This window comes from Frankia sp. CcMO1 (genome assembly GCF_977945845.1).
This window is the reverse complement of record NZ_CDWTMG010000034.1, coordinates 1-16555: the sequence shown is the minus strand read 5'-3', so window position 1 is coordinate 16555 and position 16555 is coordinate 1. Positions and strand designations below refer to the sequence as shown.

The window sequence follows — 16555 nt, the reverse complement described above, 5'->3', positions numbered from 1 at the left end:
CAATCACGTTCGTCGCCGGACGCCAGGGGCGTTCTGACTCGAATCCCTGATATCCCCTCACCTGGAGTATCGGCAATGCCGCCACGAGATCAGCCGATGTAGAACGCTGTCGGGCCAGCGGAGGTATGCCCGACGAGCTGTGCGGCGTCCCTGCTGGGACCTTCTGTCCCGGCGCCGCTTTCACGTTCACCCCGGCATCCGGATCCCTGACCGAAAGGAAGCTCTCGTGATGGACGTCAATCCCGACGTGCTGTCGACCAGGCCGGCCCTCGGCCTCCTGGAGGCAGCGCCGCCGGCACAAGTGACCGGGGGCCATCGATATCGCGAACCGCTGATACGCCGCAGGCCGCGCCGCAGGTCGGTCCTGTTCGGTGCGGCCGGTTTCGCCTTCGCGCTGGCCGCGGCGTTGCCGACGTACGTCTATCCGCGACTGACAGCCTTGCCGGCCGATCCGCAACGGGAGCAGGTCCTGACGGCGACCGACGCGACCGTCCTGCTACCCGACCTCGAGTCGCCGGCGGGTGCCCGGGTGCGGCGAGGCCTCGACGTGGAGATCAGGAACTTCGTGTCCGCCGCCGATCAGGCGATCGGGGACTCGGTGGTGTGGAACATCGCGACGCGCACGTTCGTGAGCGGGCACGGGCTGCTCGATGCGCGGGTGGAGACCGTGTCGCTCGACCGGCACACGGGCGAGGCGACGAATTGTTGCGGCGATCGGTTGCAGACGAGCGAGGCGGACCCCGATGGGGAGCCCTTGGTCCACAGTGGTTACTTCAGTTTTCCGCTGAACGTGCAGAAGCGCGACTATGCGCTGTGGGACATCCAGCTCAGGCGCGCACGAACGGCCCGGTTCCTCGGTGAGGAAACGCGAAACGGTATCCGGACCTATGTGTTCCGGCTCAGGACGCCTCTGACCGCCATCGGATCGATGGAGCTGCCGGGCCCACTGTTCGAGGACGACACCCCGTCGGTGACTGCCACGTCCGAGTACGCCGATACGCGCACGTTCTGGATCGAGCCCAACACCAGTCAGGTCCTGGCCGTTCGTGACCAGGTGACCCAGCAGTTCCGCTACAACGACCACGTCGTGCCGGCGATGAAGGCGGTCCTCACCACGCCCCCGCCGTCGGACCAGGTTCTGTCCGAAGCGCGGCAAGGCTCGCGGTTCCTGCCCTGGGTGCGTGGCCGGGCATCGATCGTGCTCGTCGTCCTCGGTATCGCCGTGCTGGTGTTCGCATTGCGCCGCCCCCGGCCCTCCACGTGAGGGCTATCCAGATGGAGGTGAGGCCATGACGCAGGACGTCATTGAGCCGGAGGACGTCCGGGTGCCGGCAAGGCTGACCGGGCAGTGGGTGGGTCTGTGGTTGGCGCCGGTGTTCGGGGCGATCCTGCTGGTGGCGTTCGCGACGTTCCCGGGGTTCTTCCCGCCGATGTCGCCGCGGCTGTCGGCCCCGGAGGTGGCGGCGTTCTACCGGGAGAACCAGGCGACGATCCGGTTCAGCATGATCGTGTTCAACCTTTGTGGCGTGATGCTGGTCCCGTTCTTCATGGTGATCGTCGTGCAGATGAAGCGGATGGCGACTCCGACGCAGGTGCTCGCCTATGCGTATCTCAGCGCGGTGGTGGGCGGGGTGACGCTGTTCGCGATCGCCGATCTGATGTGGCTCATCGGGGCGTTCCGTCCCGAGCGAGACCCGCAGTTGATCCTGTTGCTGAACGATCTGGCCTGGATCATCTTCACCGCACCCGTGGGCATGACGGTCGCCGCGAACTTCTGCCTCGCCCTCGCGGTGTACTTGGATGCGCATCCGCAGCCGATCTTCCCGCGGTGGACGGCGCCGTTCAGCGTCCTGACGGGGTTGGCGATGACGCCGGCCGTGTGCGGAGCCGTCGTCCAGACCGGCCCACTGGCCTGGGACGGCGTCATCTCCTTCTGGCTGCGGATCGGCGCCTACGGCGTGTTCATCGCGGTCATGTTCTTCGTCCTTCGGAATGCAATCCAACGACAGGACCGCGAAGAGAAGGCTCTCCCATGACGGACACGCTGGCGACAACCAGGACGGGCGGCGGGAGGGTTCCGGCCGAACGGGACGGCGCCGAACACCGCGGCGGCAGGGCCAAGCTCGACCTGTGGATCTGCTGGTGGATCCTGCCGGTCTTCTACAACCTCTTCGGGTTGATCTTCGTCCTGCTGGCGAGGGTCATGCCACCGCCGCGGCCCGACCTGTCCGAGGCCCAGATCGCGGACTTCTTCCAGAGACACGCCACCACCATCCAGATCGGTTTCGGCGTGCTCATGATCCTTATCGGCTTCTCCTGCCTGATCAACGGTTTCGTCGCCTACCAGATGAAACGGATGTCGGTCAGTCCGGCCTTCGCGTACGGCTACATCGCCAGCCTGGGAGTGGGGGCGATTCCGGGCTGCCTGTTCGCGGCGTTCTCGTTCCTGGCCGCAGCCTTCCGCCCCGACCGGGACCCGCAGTTCCTCGCCCTGCTGTACGACATCGGGTTGCTGACGTTCATCGGCTCGCTCGGCTGCTTCGCGACCCAGTACCTGATCCTGGCGATCGCCATCCTGCTCGACAAGAACAAGATCTTCCCCAACTGGATGGCCTACATCGCCATCTGGCAGATCGTCACCGAGATCCTCGCCTCGCCGCTGTTCATCTTCAAGGACGGCCCCTTCGCCTGGGATGGCACGATCAGCTTCTACGAAGGCACCGCAATCTTCGTCGTCTACCAGGTCTGCATCATCGCCCTGCTCCGCAAGGCGGTCGTCACGGCACCACCCGGCGAACGGGTCCAGGATTGACCGGGGACGGATCAATGACCAACGCGGAGCCCGCCGCCACGACGGCCGGTAACCCTGCGCGGCAGATCCCGGGTGACCCGAGCATGTGGGTATTCGTGCTCGGCGACCTGGTGATCTTCTCGGTCTACTTCATCATCTTCATGATCCACCGACAGCAAGAACCGGCGCTGTTCCTGCAATCGCAGCAACACCTCAACCCCACCATCGCCGCTGCCAACACCCTGGTGCTGCTCACCAGTTCCTGGCTCGTCGTGCTCGCCGTCCACGCCACCCGGGAAGCCAGGTACGCGACGGCGGTCAGGTTCGTGCACGCCACCGCGGCCTGCGGCGTGCTGTTCATCGCCATCAAGACGTTCGAATGGATCACCGAGATCAGCGGCGGGTATACCTTCGCCAGCAACAACTTCTTCATGTTCTACTACGTGCTCACCGGCGTGCACGTGGTCCACGTCGTGACGGGCCTGATCGTCCTCGGTGTCGCCCGGCGCGAACTGTTCAAGCACGGCGACCGCGCCGTCTGGGCACTCGAAACCGGCGCCGTCTACTGGCACATGGTCGACCTGCTCTGGATCATCATCTTCGCCCTCGTCTTCGTCCTGAGGTGAGCCATGAGCAATACCCAGCACACCCGCACCCGGACGAGGCCCGCCACGCAGCCCACCCTCGTCTGGGCACTGCTGTCCACGCTCACCGTCGTCACCTGGTGGCTCGGCGCCGAGGGAACACACGGACGGCCCGATCGCAACGTCACCGTCACGATCGCGGTCCTCGCACTCGGCCTCGTCAAAGTGCGCTTCGTCATCCGCCAGTTCATGGAGGTCCGCACCAGCCCACGATGGCTGCGCCACGCCACCGACACCTGGCTGCTCCTCCTCGGCTTGTCGCTCGTGGCCCTCTACCTCGCCTGAGGCGTGCAAGCGTCCACCTTCCGGGTCGGGTCCGGCAGGCCGGTCTGCTCAGCCGCCGCGACCGCCGCGATGCCGGCCCCCGCACGGGAAGACGGCAGCCATCAGTCCGGTTGGGGCAGTCATGCCAGTCGAGATCGGCGTGATCCTGCCGACGTCCACCCTGATCCGGAGCGGCGATCCTGGGCGACATCAGGTCGAGTGCGCGCTACGCCGAGGATCTCGGGCTCGGCTCGGTCTGGTCGACCGATCATCTGGTGGCCAGTGCCCCGATGCTGGACAGCACGACCGTTCTCGCCACCGCCGCGGCGGTGACCGAGCGGATCAGGGTCGGCTACGGCGTCATGCTGCTCGCGCTTCGGCCGGTCGCCTGGTCGGCGAAACAGATCAGCAGCCTGCAGCACCTGTCCGGAAATCGGGTCATCCTGGGCGTCGGTACCGGTAACCCGGCGCACGGTGACACCGGCTGGCGTGCCGCCGGTGTCTCTTACGCCGATCGCGGCGGCATCACCGACAGGGCACTGCAGGTGCTTCCGGCGCTCGTCACCGGACGACCCGCGAGGCTCGACGACGACCTGGAGGTCACGCTGGAGCCGGGATCTCCCATGCCCCCGGTGCTGATCGCCGGCAACGGATCCAGAGCGTTGAGGCGAGCGGCGGCCTACGGCGACGGCTGGATCTCCATCGGCCTGTCACCTCAAGACCTTGCGAGGAGCGCCGGGGAGTTGGCCGATCTCGCCGCCGGATACGGCCGCCCGGCACCACCGGCGACGGTTGTCGGCCCGGTCGTGGACAAGGACCCCGGCCGTGCGGCCTCGCAACTGGCTGCGTATGCGGACGCCGGCGGGGAACGGGTGATCCTCCCGCCGACGGGGGCGGACTGGAAGCGCGACTACGAATACGCCGCCGACGTGCGTGCCGCGCTGACCTGAGCCTGCCGGTGGCGGACACCCAGGGCTCAAAGTCCTCATAGGACTCGAAGCGCCAGCTGGTTGCGCCGTACGGCTCGCCGTTGGCGACCCCGGCGGCGCCGGCCATCCGGATTTCTGCTGGGACGCGGGCGGCTCGCACGGGTCGCCACCCCACTCGGCGTAAGTCGGCTGACAGCGATGTCGTAAACGGTTTCGGGGCAGTTTTGCTGAGTCGGGTGGCGATGCGCCCGTGGTCGCCATCCGCCGTTGGGCATTCAGCCGGGTTTCAGCGCCACGTCAGCCCCCGTCGCGATGCTGACGCAGCGACAGCACGACCCAACCGAGTGCACGAGGGGGAACGTGCGCATGTCCAGCTTCACACTCCCAGATCCGCGCGGGTACGCCGATGGGTCGGGCTACCCGCTGCCGCCGCGGCCGCCGCGGCCACCGCGGTTCTCGCCGGAGCCGGCCCGGCGCAGGCCGACGACACCCTGCCCACACTCACCTCGCTCACGGTGTCCGCGACGTGCGTCGATGCGACATATGCAGACGCACATCACCGTGATGATGTCGGTGAGCGACCCCGATGCCACGGGCGTCGGCACCGGCGACGTCATCGCGCACGGGCCCGAGCGCGGCTACAACCCATCCGGGCGTCTGGCGCAGGTCGGCGGCACCGCCACCAACACGCAGTACCGGGCGGACATCACGCTGCCTCGCCCAGCAGGGCGCAGTCGGCATGGTTGAGCGTCTCCGAAGGAGGAGGCCCTCGAGGCGGGGGTGATACAGGCAAGATGTCCATCTCCCACTCTTTTCGGCGGCGGGTCACAGCGAAGCGGTGGAGAACCAGGGTGATCCCGATGGCCGTCACGCCACCGTCCAAGGGATCGGGCGGCGGTGTGAGCGATCGACTCCGGTCGGGTCCGATATCGACCGAAGCATCATGGTCGGCCGGAACGGCTGCGTGGTCGGCTGGCTGCCATGACGGCACCGCTCGAACCGACCGCACGGCGCGGCCCCGTGACCGACTCGCCGGCGACGGACCGGCCCCAGCCGACGTCCCTCACGTCCCGTGCACTTGGGCCCGACCTGGCGCGCGGTTTCATGCTGCTGTTCATCGCCCTCGCCAACTCGCACTACTTCCTGCGTGGCCCGTCGATCCTCGGCGGCTACCCACAGGACGGCACCGGGCTCGACTCGGCGGTCGTCTGGCTGATCTCGACCTTCGTCGATGGTCGCGCGTTTCCCATGTTCGGGGTTCTGTTCGGGTACGGCGTCGCCCAGATCGCCCGCCGGCACGAGGCGCACGGGCCACGGGCCGTGCGGCGGATGCTGTGGCGGCGCAGTCTCGTGCTGATCGTCGTCGGGTTCCTGCACGCCCTGCTGCTCTACGCCGGGGACATCCTGGCGGCCTACGGCGTGCTGCTGCTCGTTGGGGCCTGGCTGGTGCGCTGGAAGGACCGTTGGCTCCTGCTGACGGCCCTGCTGTTCTTCGTGCTCACGGCCCTGCCCGGTGGAGCCTCGTTGACCGTCAGCACCGACGGCCCGGACGCCACGATGCTTCCCCCCGACGTGCTCACCATGCTCGCCAACCGGCCCGTGGTGTCCCTCGCCATCGCAACCCTGGGTCCGATCGGCTTCATGTGCCCGTTCGCGATCGGGCTCTGGGCGGGGCGCCGGCGAATCCTGGAGCAGCCGGAGCGAAACCTGACCTTGCTGCGTGTCACGGCGGCAGTGGGGATCGGTGCCGCGGTTCTCGGTGCCCAGCCGATCTCGTTGTCGCTCGCCGGCGCGGTGTCGACGCCGGATCGGCCGACGCTCGAGCTGCTCGGCTCCATGCACGACGCGACGGGGATCCTGGGCGGCCTGGGGTACGCCGCCCTGATGTCGGTCATCGCCGCACGGTTCCGGGCGCGCCGTCCCCGGCCGGTGGTCGACGCGATCGCTGCCACCGGCCAGCGGTCGATGACCTGCTACCTCTCCCAGTCGGTGGTCTGGGCCGCCGTCTTCACCCCGTTCCTGCTCGATCTCTCCGGCGTCCTGACCATCACCACGACGGCGCTCCTCGCCGCGACTACCTGGCTGGCCACCGTCGTGCTGGCCGACTGGATGCGCCGGACGGGTCGCCGCGGGCCGTTCGAGGTGCTGATCCGGCGAGTCACCTACCGGCAGCCGTGGCGGCCAGGGACGGGACCCGGCCGGATCAGCCCGAGCCCGAGCCGTACGGACGCGTGATGATCTCGTGTGCTCTGACGTCCCGCCGACTGAGTCGCGTCTAGCCCCTGTTTGGGGGTCCGGACACGACTGAGTCCACGGACTGCTCACCCGGCTCGAGGCCCGGTCAGATCGTGGCGATCTCCTCGACGGAAGCCGACGACGCCAGCGTCATCCGCTCGAGCCACGCCTTGGCCACCGCCAGCTCGTCGCCCGTGAAGCCCGCGGAGAGGCGCTCCTCCACGGCTTTGACGGCGGGGCGGGCGGCGGCCAGCCGCGCGGCTCCGGCGTCCGTGAGGAAGATCTGCTGGGAGCGGCGGTCGCGGGGGTGCCGGCGGCGTTCGATGAGGCCGGCGCGTTCCAGGCCGCCGAGCATCTCGTTCGCCGACTGACGGGCGGTGGAGACCGCGCGGGCGACATCGGCGACGGACTGACCGGGCGCCAGCTCAAGGATTATCAGCGACGCGAACTGTGCCACCGACAGATCGTGCTCGGCCAGCGCCTCGGCGACCACGCCGCGCATACTCAGCCAGGCGTGACGGACGAGGAACGTCATGCAGTCCTTGCCGTCCGTCGGAACGTTGTCGGGCACGGCGTCATCGTCCCACACTCCATTGACAGGTCCCTGACGTACTGTCATCGTTCACCCCATGACCGTCAGGGACCCGTCAATCTCAGTGGCCCGCGATCGTCGCGTGCTGTCGGCCCTCGTCGTCTCGGCGGTGCTGATCTGGATCGACACCACGATCCTCGGCATCGCGCTCCAGCACCTCTCCGATCCCGTCTCAGGGCTCGGCGCGACGCCGGGCGAGCTGCAGTGGGCCGTGGGCGCCTATTCCCTGATCTTCGCGACCGCGCTGTTCGCCGCGGGCGCCCTCGGCGACCGGTACGGCCAGCGGACCGTGCTGGTCGGTGGCCTGCTCACGTTCGCCGCGGCGTCCGTCTGGGCGGCATGGTCGCCGGACGCCACGCAACTTGTGCTGGCGCGAGGGTTGATGGGCCTCGGCGGTGCGATGATCATGCCGACGTCGATGGCCATCATCGGCGCAACCTTTCCGCCGGAGCGCCGGGCCGGGGCGATCGCGGTCTGGTCGGCGTCGAGCGGGTTCGGTGTCGCACTCGGCCCGCTGCTCGGCGGGGTCCTGGTGGACCGCTTCTGGTGGGGTTCCGTGTTTCTGATCAACATCCCCATCGTCGCGCTGGCGCTGGCGGGGATCCTGCGGTTCGCGCCCAATCCCCGCCCGGCCCTGCGCCGCCGCCTCGACGCCCCGGGCCTGGCGCTGTCGACCTCCGGCCTGGCCGCGCTCGCCTACGGGCTGATCGAGGGCGGCCAGGACGCCGACTGGGCCAGGACCGAGGTCTGGCTACCCATCGCCGCGGGTGTCGCCCTGCTCGCACTGTTCATCGTGGTCGAGTGGCGGACGGCGGAGCCCAGCTTCGACCCGCGGCTGTTCCGGGACCGGCGTTTCGCAGCGGGGAACGCGGCCCTGGGTGCGCTGTTCTTCGGGATGACCGGCCAGATGTTCTACAGCAACTTCTACCTCCAGGGTGCCCGCGGGATGAGCGCTCTCGAGACGGGTCTGCTGTTCCTGCCGAGCGCGGCCGGCGTCATGGCCGGCTCCGGGCTGGGCGCGCGACTGGTGCCCCGGTACGGCGTCGGCGCCGTCTCCGGCACCGCCTTCGTCGTCGTCGCCGGGACCTTCGTCGCCAACCTCCTGTTCGGGCTCCACACCTCGCTGGTCTGGTTCGCCGCGCTCGGAGCGGTGACCGGGACGGCGATCGGCGCCGCGATCGCGCCCACCGTTGCGGCCGTGCTCGCCGTCCTGCCCATGGAGCGGATGGGTGCCGGGTCGGCGGTCAACAACACGGTTCGCCAGGTGGGCAGCGTGCTCGGCATCGCGGTGCTCGGGACCGTCCTCACCGCCGCCTACCGCGACCGGATCGGGCCGGCGCTGGAGGGCCTCACGCCGCAGGTCCGGACGGCGGCGGGATCGTCCGCGGAGCAGACCCGGTTCCTGGCGTCCACGCTCGGGCGGCCGGATCTGGCCGCCGACGCGGACCACGCCTTCGTCGGCGCGATGCACGTGACCGCCGTCGCCGCGGGACTGGTCGCGCTGGCGGCCGCGGTCCTGCTCGTGATCGCCTTCCGCGTCCGGCGCCCCGCGACGGAGGCGGGTCCCGCTTCCGCTTCCCCTGGCGCCGAGCCGGAGCTGGCTACGGAAGCGGTGTGACCAGGCCGGGAAGGCGCTCGCGCCGGCGTCCGGCGCATCGTCGTCACGTCGATCATCGGCCTCGAGAAGTTCACCGGGCTACCAGGCCGCGAAGCCGGTGCACGAACAGGTGGCGCCGGCGGGCCCGGTTCCCGTCCGCATCCTGCGCGCCGCGCAGTTCCACGAGTTCGTCCGGGAGCTCGTCGTATGGGGCACGCGGGGCGAGGTGGCGTACGAGCCCTGGTCGGGCACCGCGTCTGCCCGTACGCGACCCGATCCCGGTCCGACTTGGGCGCTGGCGCCCGATACGGTGGCTCGACGTGAGCACAACCGGCCAGGATGCGAGCAACGTCACGATCGAGCACCCGATGGCCGCGCCGTCCGGCCGGCCGAGGCGGCGGGGGCTTCTCGCTGCTGCACTGATCGTGGGTCTGACGGTGAGCGCCATCGGTGCCGGTGCCTTCTGGGGCCTGCCGAACTACCGGCCCGGGCTGCAATCCGGGGAGCGGTACGGCGTCGACGTCTCCAACCACCAGGGACGCATCAACTGGAACCAGGTGGCGGACGACGACGTCTCGTTCGCGTACATCAAGGCGACGGAGGGGCAGGACTTCGTCGACCGCAGCTTCGCGACGAACTGGCGGGAAGCGGCCGCGTCCGGAATCCCGCGCGGCGCCTACCATTTCTTCACCCTTTGTTCGCCCGGTGTGGCGCAGGCGGAGAACTTCCTGAAGGTCGTGCCCACGTCGTCCGACGCTCTCCCGCCCGCGGTGGACCTCGAGTTCTCCGGCTGCGGCCGGCGTCCCACGGCGGCGGAGTTCACCCGCGAGTTGCGCGCCTTCGTCGCAACGGTGGAGCGCCGTACCGGCCGGCAGGTCGTCATCTATGCGATCGACAACTTCGAGAACACGTACCCGCTGGCCGGGTTGGAGGAGCGGGGACGCTGGGAGCGGCGGCTGTTCCGGCGGCCGGAGACCGACGGCTGGACGGTGTGGCAGGCCTCCCACCTCGCGACGGTGGACGGCGTCGAAGGCGGCGTCGACCTGGACATCGCCCGCGTCGACAGGTTGCAGCGGCCTTGAGGCGGGTCATTCCGGCGGCTGGAGACCGGCCGGTGGTGTGACGCCGCAGTGGTGAGGTTTCTCAGCCCGGACCAGTCGAACGCGCGGGCGTGGTCGGGGGCGCTCACCGCGCCACCAGTTGCGGCGCTTCGCAACCCGACTCGGCAAAACTGTCCAGAAAGCGTTTACGACATCGCTGTCAGGCGACTTTGGCTGAGTGGGGTTGCGACCGCCGGAATGCACCGCCGTGGCGTGCTTCGCACTCTTTCGCCACGTTGCACGTCTCGGCGTCGGGTCCAGCGGGGCAGAGGCGAAGACGAGAAGCCGTATGAAGAGAAGCGGACTCGTGCCGTCCGTTGCTGTGCGTTTCCTGTCCGGCGGGAATGCGTTGGATCTACGCTGCGAGCCATGTCGGAGGACACCTACACGGTGGAGCGGTCGGCGACGATCGACGCCCCACCGGAGCGCATCTACGAGCAGATCGTGGATTTCCGGAAGTGGACACAGTGGTCGCCCTGGGAGGACCTGGACCCGGACTTGCAGCGCACCTACGCAGGTCCGGACACGGGCACCGGCGCCGCGTACGCCTGGTCGGGCAACCGGAAGGCCGGGCGCGGCCGGATGGAGATCGCCGAGGTCGCCGCTCCGTCCTCGGTGCGGATCGACCTGACGTTCGAGAAGCCGTTCAAGGCGCGCAACCAGATCCTGTTCATGATCGAACCCGAAGGCTCGGGCTCACGCGTGAAGTGGCTGATGATGGGCCGGAAGACCTTCACGACCCGGGTGATGGGCGTGTTCACGTCGATGGACAAGATGGTCGGCCCCGACTTCGAACGGGGGCTGGCCCGGCTGAAGGCGACTGCCGAAAAGCCGTGATCTGAGGGCTCGGGCCGCGAAATCACCCGTTCGGGCGCTCAACCCGCACCCCGCCGGCGTCGACACACGCACCAGAGGCCTATCAGCGGCAGGAAGCCGGGGGCCTCAGCATGGAGGCGGAATGAACGTGAATGGAGTCACGCCTGCGGTGTACGTCGCGCCGCAGTTGCTCGCTCCCCTGGTGCCGAGCAGTACGGAGCCCATCGCGATGCTGCTCGCGACGCGGCCCGACCTCAACGAGGCCACCGCTCATCAGCACGCGGCGGTGGCGCAACAACCGGCCCAGCCCGGACCCGACCCTGATCCAGATCCCGGGGGGCATGTCGACGTCTACGCCTAACGCGGCTGCGCCCTCTTCGGCGCGAGTCCTTCCCGTCGGCCGACACGGAGTGGGTATGAGCCGGCGGGAAGGAGCGCGCGTCAGGCGGGCCGCTGGAGCGGTGTCACGGCCTCGTCGTCGCCCTTCGCACGGCGGGACGCCGGATGCTCGACCAGCGCCAGGACCCGGGAGGCCATGAACCGGGCGGTGCGCACCGGCGTCCCTCCGCGCGTGGTCTCTGTGACCTCCACGACGCCGCGGCCCTGGCTGACGTCGACCCGGCGGCCGGCCCGCGTGGCTTCGATCTCGTAGGTCCGCGTGGACCCGCCGGCGTCGATAACAATCTCGACTCGGTCGCCCTTCATGGCGCCCCACCTTCCGTGCGCCGGGTGCGCCGAGGCGGCGCCGCAAACCCGGCCCGAAGGAACAACGCCCGACGGAGCGTGACGCATCCCAGTCCGGGCACGCTCGCGCACGGCAGGTGGGTGAACCGGGGTGTCCGTACCCGGACGTTCCGGCGTAACGTACGCGGGCGTGCCGGCTCACGCCGCGGCCGACGTCCACTCGGCCCGAACGGATGCGGGAAGGGGTCAGCGGATGCGCTCGAGCCGGGTCCGGCGTGCCGGACGGCGGCAAGTTTCCGGCGCCCTCCTTCTCGCCTCCGTGGGCGCGCTCGCGCTCGGGACGGCGGTGCCGGCCGCGTCGGCCGAACCCGCGGCGGCGGCGTCGAGCTGGAAGGCCCGGCGGACGATCCAGTTCACCGGCTCGGACCTGCCCAAGGGCTGCGGGGCCTACGGCGGCCCCTACACGGGCGGGAAGAGCTACTGGCAGCCGGACGACGTCAAGGTCGCCGGCGGCCTGCTGCACCTGCGGCTGCGCAAGCGGACCAAGGGCGCCTACCCGTACACCTCCGGCGGCGTCGGGTGCTGGGACCTGCCACAGACGTACGGGCGCTACGAGGTGCGTGCGCGGGTCCCGGCCGGGCGCGGCATCGACAGCTACCTCACGCTGTCGCCCAGCGAGGGCGGCGTGAACTCCTGGACCGGCATCGAGCTGCTCGCTCCCGGACCGGAGACGGCGTACGTGACCAACGGGTATGGCGCTGCGTCGGAGAGCGTGCAGGTCGTCGGCCAGTACGCGAACCGGTTCCACAACTACGTCATCGAGTGGGCGCCCAAGCTCACGCGGATCTCCGTCGACGGCAGGGTCCTCTTCAGCTCCACGAAGTCGTTCAAGGGCGCCCGGTGGCCGAGCCTCGTGGTGACCAGCGGGGACGGGCTCACCGGCGTCCCGGACGCCGGTACCCGGCTGCCCGTCGAGTTCCAGGTCGACTCCCTGAAGATCTCGACGTTCACCGGCGTCGCACCCGTCGTGCGGCCCACTCCCGTCGTGTCCGGGCCGTCGGCGGCGCCCATCGCGGGCGGGCGGGTGCTCGCGGCACCGTCCGTGTCCGCTACGCCGCCGGCCGTCCCGGCGACCGGCGTCCTCACCGACTCGGCCAGCACGCTGCCCGGCGGTGTCTGGCCGTGGCTGCTGGGCGGGAGCCTGATCGCCGTCCTGGCCGTGGTGGGGCTGGGCCGCGGCACGCGGAGGCACGACGAAGACCAGGAAGCGGACGAGCACCGCGCCCGGGGCCAGCGGCGCGCGCGGGAAGCGGCCCCGGCAGTCGAGGATCGGCCGGCGGGGGATCGGCCGGCGGAGGACACGGGCGTTGCAGATCCCTTCCCCACGGCCCCGCCGCGGGTCGGGGCCGGTGATCGGGCGGGCACCCGGGGCGGTCTGATCGAGTGGGGCGGCGAGGACCGCGCGATCGACTGGGAGCACCGCGGCTAGTGGTCTGATTGTGCTGAGAGCCTGTTTTGGAATTCCGCGCCGTCGAACCACGCCGACTATGTGGGCGAACCTTGGCAGCGCCGCCCGCCCAATCAGCGCCGCCCGCCCAATCAGCGCCGCCCAATAGGCGCCGCCCGCCCAATAGGCGCCGCCCGCCCAATAGGCGCCGCCCGCCCAATAGGCGCCGCCCGCCCAATAGGCGCCGCCCGCCCAATAGGCGCCGCCCGCCCAATAGGCGCCGCCCGCCCAATAGGCGCCGCCCGCCCAATAGGCAGAGCGGCGGCGCTCAGGAGTCCCCGGTGCGGATCCGGCGTCCGCTCGACGACACCCTCACCGGCTGGTCGACGAGGTACACGTAGGGCCCCACCTGTTTACGCCCCACCGGCGAGTAGCTGATCCGGAACGAGTCCGCGGTCGACTGCCCCACGTGCACGTTCAGGCCGTAGCAGCCGATCTCCGGGCACCGAGCCAGCCCGACGACCGCGGGCACGGACCACGGCCCCCAGGGGTTCTGGGCCACCCAGAGCAGACCGTGCTGGCCGAAGTGACCTGCCTCGGTGTCCGCCATGACGAACGCGTTCACGGCCGGCACCCACACGATCGACGGGCTGTTCCCCGGCCGGTTGGCGCCGAAGCTCATGCGCTGGCGGTCCGACGCGGAAGAACTCCACCCGCTCCCGTTCCACCATCGGTAGTTGGACCGTGACGCGAGACCCTCCGGCGTCGTCCGCAGCGAGTAGCACTGGAGCTCCTCGCACAGCGTGAAGTACACGTAGCCGTCGTGGTAGACGGGCGCACCCACGGCCCCGATCTCAGGCGTCCAGATGTCGTCGGCGATCCGGCGCGCCGCGTCGCCCGCGACGAACCGCTGGGCACCGCCGTAGCGGTACTCGAACACCCCCGCGCCACGGAACGTGATCTTCAGCGGCTTCAGGACGATGTCGTACTTGGCGTAGCTGATGATGATGCGCCCGTCGGGCACACGGGTGGAGCCCGTGGGCCAGACGGCGGTGTAGCTGACGCCGTCGGCCTGGTCGCGCTTCTCGTCAGGCTGGCGGGGCAGGAACTCCGCCGGAGTCCGGTCGGCGTTCACGGAGTAGTTGAGCTGGAGCGGAACCTTCGGATCGGTGATCGCGGCGGCCGACGAGACGAAGAACTTGGGCTTGGCCCGCTGGCGCAGGGTGTCGGCGAAGATGTAGAGCGTCCGGCCGTCGGCAAGCGTGATGGACGAGCCCTCGTCCTGCCGGACGTCCGCGCCGAGCGGGGACAGGCCGGCGAGCTGCGCGCCGAAGAACGGCCCGGTCGGAGCCTTCACCGTGCCGCCGGGGGCGTTGGGCGTCCCCGGCTGAGGCGGTGCCGGGCTCGTCGGCGCGGCGGGCGACGTCGTGCCGGGTGACGCCCCGGCACGTGACGCGCCCCCTGATGACCCCGTGGCTTGCCGGATGGCGCCGGAACCGGGCAACGAGGAGCCGCTGACGGCAACGCATCCCGCCACCATCGATAGCAGCAGGACGGCGGTGATGATCGCGGCCGGAGTCGCTTTGCGGATCTTCGAAACGCCGAATCTCATCCCGCCCCGAACCTCCGACATCCTTCGCGAAGGTCAGACTGTAGCGCGTTGTCCGGATTGTGACCTTCGGTGATCTGCCGACTACCCGCCGGTAGCGACGGGTGTTTGAGCCGGGCTGTTCGTGCCATCGGGCAGGGGGCAGGGGAGGGCGTTCAGGTCGCGGCGCGCCGTCGTCAGGTCGGGGCCGACGGCCGTGCCGAGAGTGCCGCCCGCCGCGAGGGGCATGAGGACGGCGCCGCCGTGCGTGGCGGCCGGACTTGCCGGGGGCACCTCCCGGCCGCCAGGGCCCGGGGAATCGTCCCCGATTGCATGATCGACGCCGATTTCTGAGATGACGGCGCGCACGGGCCCGATGAGCGGTACCGGGGCGAGAAGCTCGGAGCGCAGGGTGTGGCGCAGGAGCGGGACGCCGTCCCGGGTGACCACCGTGCGGCCGCGCCAGGTGCCGCCGGCCTCGCCGCTGCGTCCCAGCACCACCTCCTCGAGCAGCCGCAGCCGCGCCGAGCCCGCAAGGGCGACCGTGGTCAGGGTGGTGAGGTCGGCGCCCGCGCACACGATCGTGGGCTGCGGCGCGAGGTCGAGGTGGCCGCCGTCATCGACGTCGGCGCGGATCCGGATGCGGGACGCCGACTCCCGCGCGCCCGGCAGGACGATCGTCGCGGCGCTGCCGCGCACGTGCAGCCGCGCATCCGGGCCGACCCGGATCAGGATCTCGATCTCGTCCCCGCCGAGTGGTCCCGCCGCCGTCCCGACCAGGTGCACGCGTCCCGGTCCGGTGTGGCGGACGGCGAGGTGGCCGCCTGCCCGGACCAGGGGCAGGATCGTCGCGTCGCCGCGGCGCTCGGCGACCAGCTCGACGGTGGTCCGCACTACGCGCGGGCGGACGCAGGGGTCGCGGGCGCGCGCCCCGCCTGCGCCAGGACCCAGTCCGCCACCACACGCGCCGAGGGATCCTCACGCAGCGAGGTCAGGACCACCGGCCGGTCGCCCCGGACCCGCCGCGCGTCACCCTCCATCACGGCGAGGTCGGCACCCACCAGCGGTGCGAGATCGGTCTTGTTGATGACCAGGAGATCGGCGCCGGTGACCCCGGGCCCGCCCTTGCGTGGCACCTTGTCACCGCCGGCGACGTCGACGACGAACAGCTGGACGTCGACGAGGCCGCTGCTGAACGACGCTGTGAGGTTGTCGCCGCCCGACTCGACCAGCACGAGGTCCAGGGGCGGGAGCCGCTCGACGAGGTCCTCGACGGCGTCGAGGTTCGCCGTGATGTCGTCGCGGATCGCCGTGTGCGGGCAGCAGCCGGTCTGGACGGCGGCGATGCGCTCGTCGGGGAGGACGGCACTCCGGCGCAGGAAGTCCGCATCCTCGGTCGTGTAGATGTCGTTCGTGACGACGGCGAGCGAGAGGCGGTCGCCGAGGGCGCGGCAGAGCGCGGCGACGAGCGCCGTCTTGCCGGATCCCACCGGCCCGCCGATCCCGACGCGCAGCGGGCCGTGGTGCTCGCGGCGACCGCCGGCGAGGTGGACGTGCGGGTCGTCGCCGGGCACGTCGTGCGGGACCGCGTGGGTGCGGACCAGGTCAGGACGCAAAGAGACGCTCCTCGAGTGCGGCGTGTCGCTCGGCCAGGAGGTCGAGCAGGGGGTCCGAGTCGTCGGGCAGGTCGTCGGGCAGGTCGTCGGGGACGCCGGTCGCGGCCTCGCCCGCGACCTGCTCGATGGCGTCGCCGAGGCGCAGCGTCATGGCGGCCACCGCGAGCGGGTCGAGTGCCAGCAGGCGCTGCGCCGCCGTCGCGGGACCGCTGACGGCGAGGTACGCGGTGGCGAGCGCGGCGCCGTCCGGCC

General features: G+C 70.4%; 18 protein-coding genes and 1 pseudogene. 13 read left to right on the top strand and 6 right to left on the bottom strand.

What is annotated here, in order from left to right:
• Positions 1-229: 229 nt before the first annotated feature.
• From pgfA to AC08OU_RS07125, 8 genes are all read left to right on the top strand, one after another.
• Complete coding sequence (pgfA, locus tag AC08OU_RS07160) at positions 230-1264, top strand: cell envelope lipid trafficking protein PgfA (protein ID WP_476604545.1); 1035 nt, start codon at positions 230-232, stop codon at positions 1262-1264.
• 25 nt (positions 1265-1289) lie between these two features.
• Complete coding sequence (locus AC08OU_RS07155) at positions 1290-2036, top strand: hypothetical protein (RefSeq protein ID WP_476604531.1); 747 nt, start codon at positions 1290-1292, stop codon at positions 2034-2036.
• Positions 2033-2812 carry a hypothetical protein gene (locus tag AC08OU_RS07150; RefSeq protein WP_476604530.1) on the top strand — a complete coding sequence of 260 codons (780 nt, stop codon included), beginning with the start codon at positions 2033-2035 and terminating at the stop codon, positions 2810-2812. Before AC08OU_RS07155 ends, AC08OU_RS07150 begins: the two co-directional genes overlap by 4 nt.
• A gap of 14 nt (positions 2813-2826) precedes the next feature.
• Positions 2827-3417, top strand: coding sequence for a cytochrome c oxidase subunit 3 (locus tag AC08OU_RS07145; protein ID WP_476604529.1), 591 nt, complete (start codon positions 2827-2829; stop codon positions 3415-3417).
• 3 nt (positions 3418-3420) lie between these two features.
• Positions 3421-3720: a cytochrome C oxidase subunit IV family protein gene (locus AC08OU_RS07140; protein ID WP_476604528.1), complete on the top strand. Its 300-nt coding sequence runs from the start codon at positions 3421-3423 to the stop codon at positions 3718-3720.
• 176 nt (positions 3721-3896) lie between these two features.
• Positions 3897-4649, top strand: coding sequence for an LLM class flavin-dependent oxidoreductase (locus AC08OU_RS07135; RefSeq protein WP_476604544.1), 753 nt, complete (start codon positions 3897-3899; stop codon positions 4647-4649).
• Between the two features lie 552 nt (positions 4650-5201).
• The gene (locus tag AC08OU_RS07130; RefSeq protein ID WP_476604527.1) at positions 5202-5375 is read left to right on the top strand and encodes a hypothetical protein; all 174 of its coding nucleotides are present in this window, start codon (positions 5202-5204) and stop codon (positions 5373-5375) included.
• Positions 5376-5648: 273 nt separating this feature from the next.
• The gene (locus AC08OU_RS07125; RefSeq protein WP_476604526.1) at positions 5649-6863 is read left to right on the top strand and encodes a DUF418 domain-containing protein; all 1215 of its coding nucleotides are present in this window, start codon (positions 5649-5651) and stop codon (positions 6861-6863) included.
• Between the two features lie 106 nt (positions 6864-6969).
• Here the strand turns inward: AC08OU_RS07125 and AC08OU_RS07120 are convergent, their stop codons facing one another.
• Complete coding sequence (locus AC08OU_RS07120; RefSeq protein WP_476604525.1) at positions 6970-7434, bottom strand: MarR family winged helix-turn-helix transcriptional regulator; 465 nt, start codon at positions 7432-7434, stop codon at positions 6970-6972.
• Between the two features lie 58 nt (positions 7435-7492).
• Here AC08OU_RS07120 and AC08OU_RS07115 point away from each other — a divergent pair, with 58 nt between their 5' ends.
• The 4 genes from AC08OU_RS07115 to AC08OU_RS07100 all read left to right on the top strand — a co-directional run bounded on the left by AC08OU_RS07115 (position 7493) and on the right by AC08OU_RS07100 (position 11329).
• The gene (locus tag AC08OU_RS07115) at positions 7493-9073 is read left to right on the top strand and encodes an MFS transporter (RefSeq protein WP_476604524.1); all 1581 of its coding nucleotides are present in this window, start codon (positions 7493-7495) and stop codon (positions 9071-9073) included.
• Positions 9074-9372: 299 nt separating this feature from the next.
• Entirely contained in the window at positions 9373-10134 is a 762-nt protein-coding gene (locus AC08OU_RS07110; RefSeq protein ID WP_476604523.1) for a GH25 family lysozyme, read from the top strand.
• A gap of 408 nt (positions 10135-10542) precedes the next feature.
• The gene (locus tag AC08OU_RS07105) at positions 10543-10989 is read left to right on the top strand and encodes an SRPBCC family protein (protein ID WP_476604522.1); all 447 of its coding nucleotides are present in this window, start codon (positions 10543-10545) and stop codon (positions 10987-10989) included.
• Between the two features lie 121 nt (positions 10990-11110).
• Entirely contained in the window at positions 11111-11329 is a 219-nt protein-coding gene (locus AC08OU_RS07100; protein ID WP_476604521.1) for a hypothetical protein, read from the top strand.
• Between the two features lie 80 nt (positions 11330-11409).
• Here AC08OU_RS07100 and AC08OU_RS07095 read toward each other — a convergent pair whose 3' ends face one another.
• Positions 11410-11673, bottom strand: coding sequence for a hypothetical protein (locus AC08OU_RS07095; RefSeq protein ID WP_476604520.1), 264 nt, complete (start codon positions 11671-11673; stop codon positions 11410-11412).
• 232 nt (positions 11674-11905) lie between these two features.
• Between AC08OU_RS07095 and AC08OU_RS07090 the strand changes: the two genes are divergently transcribed.
• Complete coding sequence (locus AC08OU_RS07090; RefSeq protein ID WP_476604519.1) at positions 11906-13141, top strand: glycoside hydrolase family 16 protein; 1236 nt, start codon at positions 11906-11908, stop codon at positions 13139-13141.
• Positions 13142-13427: 286 nt separating this feature from the next.
• Here AC08OU_RS07090 and AC08OU_RS07085 read toward each other — a convergent pair whose 3' ends face one another.
• The 4 genes and pseudogenes from AC08OU_RS07085 to AC08OU_RS07070 form a co-directional block, all read right to left on the bottom strand.
• A complete protein-coding gene (locus tag AC08OU_RS07085; protein WP_476604518.1) occupies positions 13428-14711 on the bottom strand; it encodes a hypothetical protein in 1284 nt (427 codons plus the stop codon).
• Between the two features lie 81 nt (positions 14712-14792).
• Positions 14793-15581: an urease accessory protein UreD gene (locus AC08OU_RS07080; RefSeq protein ID WP_476604517.1), complete on the bottom strand. Its 789-nt coding sequence runs from the start codon at positions 15579-15581 to the stop codon at positions 14793-14795.
• Entirely contained in the window at positions 15581-16201 is a 621-nt protein-coding gene (ureG, locus tag AC08OU_RS07075) for an urease accessory protein UreG (RefSeq protein WP_476604543.1), read from the bottom strand. The genes AC08OU_RS07080 and ureG overlap by 1 nt, the downstream gene beginning before the upstream one ends.
• A gap of 91 nt (positions 16202-16292) precedes the next feature.
• Positions 16293-16555, bottom strand: a pseudogene (locus AC08OU_RS07070) (urease accessory protein); the annotation flags it as partial.